Source organism: Methylomagnum sp., from assembly GCF_054333355.1.
Window position 1 is genome coordinate 1 of the sequence record NZ_JBTEKS010000487.1, and the last position, 2,924, is coordinate 2,924.

The 2,924-nt window shown below is 63.3% G+C and carries 3 protein-coding genes; 2 read left to right on the plus strand and 1 reads right to left on the minus strand.

Annotated features, from left to right (window positions below):
• Positions 1-721, minus strand: a 721-nt coding sequence (locus ACXWUF_RS21485; protein ID WP_458496574.1) for an AEC family transporter, incomplete at its 3' end; no start/stop codon positions are given.
• Positions 722-841: 120 nt separating this feature from the next.
• Between ACXWUF_RS21485 and pyrF the strand changes: the two genes are divergently transcribed.
• The gene (gene pyrF, locus ACXWUF_RS21490; protein WP_458496575.1) at positions 842-1,567 is read left to right on the plus strand and encodes an orotidine-5'-phosphate decarboxylase; all 726 of its coding nucleotides are present in this window, start codon (positions 842-844) and stop codon (positions 1,565-1,567) included.
• Between the two features lie 22 nt (positions 1,568-1,589).
• A complete protein-coding gene (locus ACXWUF_RS21495) occupies positions 1,590-2,546 on the plus strand; it encodes an MDR/zinc-dependent alcohol dehydrogenase-like family protein (RefSeq protein ID WP_458496576.1) in 957 nt (318 codons plus the stop codon).
• Positions 2,547-2,924: the final 378 nt, after the last annotated feature.

A 2,924-nucleotide genomic window follows, 5' to 3' on the forward strand; every position in this document is an offset into this window, starting at 1 on the left:
AACCCAGCCCGCCCGCCAGCCACAGCCCGAACAGCGGCACCGCCATCATCTTCAAGGCCACCACCACCGTCGCCAGCGGCAAATTGCGGCGACGCCAGGAGTCCCAGCGCAGCCCCAAGCCCAGCGAAATCAGCATCAACGGCACCACCGCCGCCGACGGCGACGCCAGGAAGCGCTCCATCCACACCGGCTCAGCGATACCCGCCAGGTTCAAACCCAGCCCCACACCAGCGGCCAACAACGGTGGATTGACCAATAACGGGCGGAGCAACGACCCCTCGCCGTCGGCGGGCGTGCCGTAATGTTTGGCAATCAGCACCCCGAAAGTCAGCACCAAGGGCAAGCCCGCGAACATATCAACCTGGATGGCAATGGAACGCGCCCACGGGCCGAACGTCTGTTCCAGCACCGGCAGGCCCATGTAGGTCACATTGGAAAACGCCACGCCCAGCATCGCCGAACCCAGCCGCCGGGGGTCCATCCGACGCAGTCGGCCCGCCAGCCAAACCAGCCCCGCGCCGAAGAAAATGATGGCGGCGCTAAAGCCTGCGATTTTCAACGTGTCCGCGCCCAGCTTGGCCTTCCACAGCACCGACAGCACCAGCGCGGGCAATAGCAGATTAAACACCAGCGTGGTCAGCGCCACACGGGTTTGGTCGGCATCCAGGCCACCCGGCTTTATAATGCGCCACACCGCGCCGCACACAATCAGCGCGCCCATTTGGATCAATACCGCGACCATCGCCTGTCCCTGTTGAAGTGAGCGGCTATTCTAGCAAGCGGCTTTCCGGGCGGACGGCGACGCCCCATGATTTAACCCATTGCCCACACAGGAATAACCATGTCCGATTTTCTCTCCAAGAAACCCATCCCCACCCGCGAACGCCTCATCATGGCCCTGGACGTGCCCAGCGTGGACGAGGCCAAAGCCCTGGTCGAAACCCTCGGCGATTCCGTCATGTTCTACAAAATTGGGCTGGAACTGTTCATGGCCGGGGATTATTTCAGCCTAATCCACTGGCTGAACGTCAGCGGCAAGAAGGTGTTCGCCGACCTGAAATTCTTCGACGTGCCGGAAACCGTGGGCCGGGCGGTAAAGGCACTCAGTCAGCATGGGGTGGATTTCGCCACGGTGCATGGCAACGACGCCATCATGCAGGCTGCCGCCAAGGCTAAGAGCGATGGCTTGAAAGTCTTGGCCGTCACCGTGCTAACCAGCCTAGACCAGGGCGACCTGAACGACCTGGGTTTCGCCTGCGATGTGCAACAACTGGTGCTGTCCCGCGCTCGCCGCGCCCTCGCCTTGGGCTGCGACGGAGTGATTTCTTCGGGTCTGGAAGTGCCGCTGCTCCGTCAGGAAGTGGACGACAAATTGCTGGTGATTTCGCCCGGTATCCGCCCGGTGGAGAACCGCCCGTCCGACGACCAGAAGCGGGTGGTGACGGTGGAGCAGGCGTTCCAGAACGGCGCGGATTACATCGTGGTCGGTCGGCCCATCCGCGACGCCGCCGATCCCAAGGCGGCGGCGGAACGGGCGCAGGCGCAGATTGCGGCGGTGTTTGCCTAATCCTCGCCCTCGGTGGGTTCCGATGCGTGCTATTTGGCTGGAAAATCAAACGCTGTCCCGGCGTGACGATGCGCCGGAACCCACCCGGCAAATGGGCGAAGCCCTCCTCCGCATCCGCCTCGCCGGTCTCTGCGGCACCGACTTGGAACTGGTGCGCGGCTACTACCCCTTCACCGGCATCCCCGGCCACGAGTTCGTCGGCGAAGTGGTCGAAGCCGACAACCGCGTCCTCGTCGGCCAGCGCGTGGTGGGCGAAATCAACCTCGCCTGTGGCCATTGTGACTCCTGCCGAGCCAATCGCCCCACCCATTGCGAGAACCGCACGGTGCTGGGCATTCGTGGCCGGAATGGTGCCTTCGCCGAATATCTCACCCTCCCCGAAACCAATCTCCACCCCGTCCCCGACAGCGTGCCCGACGCGGCGGCGGTGTTCGTCGAACCCTTGGCGGCGGCGCTGGAAATTCAGGAGCGGGTGGCGATTCATCCGAGTAGCCGGGCGCTGGTGATTGGGGCCGGACGCTTGGGGCAATTGATCGCCCAGACCTTGGCGCTGACCGGCTGCGATTTGCGGGTGATGGCAAAGCATCCACGCCAGCGGGACTTGCTGGCCGGGCGCGGCATTGCTTGCCTGAATGATGATGACGAAGCGCCCGCCCGGCATTTCGATGTGGTGGTGGAAGCGACCGGCTCGCCCGCCGGGTTTCAACTGGCCCGGCAAGCCGTCCGGCCTCGGGGAACGCTGGTGCTGAAATCCACCTATCGAGGCGAACTCGGCGTGGATTTCTCGTCGCTGGTGGTGGATGAAATCACTCTGATCGGTTCACGCTGCGGCCCCTTCCCCGCCGCGTTGCGGTTGTTGGAAATGCAGGCGGTGGACCCGATGGGGTTGATCGAGGCGGAATATCCGCTGGCACGGGCCGTTGAGGCGTTTGAGCGGGCGGGACAGCGGGGGGCGTTGAAGGTGTTGGTGCGTCCCTAACGTTGAATTTCGTAGGGTGGGTTAGGCGCACACTATGTGAGGCTTGATATTTATTGCGGGGTTGCCGTGCGCCGTAACCCACCGAATCAGCCTGATGGGTTAACGATGGTTCCGTCTTCCCGTTCAGCCAGTTCAAAGTATTTGCCCGCGTATTTCTTGCCCGGCGAAAGCTGGCCGCTGGCACCGACCATTTTGAGCATTCGTGGGAGCGGGCTTCAGCCTGCGACAATTCACGACCGCTGCGAGGCATGGAGCAATGCGAAGCGAGCGAGCCGAGTAGTCCCCGGTAGCCCGAGTGCCGGGCGGATTCCCGGAGGGAATCTGCAAGGCCCACGACCGGGCGTAGAGCCATTTGTGGAGCCACGTCCCGATCCCCTT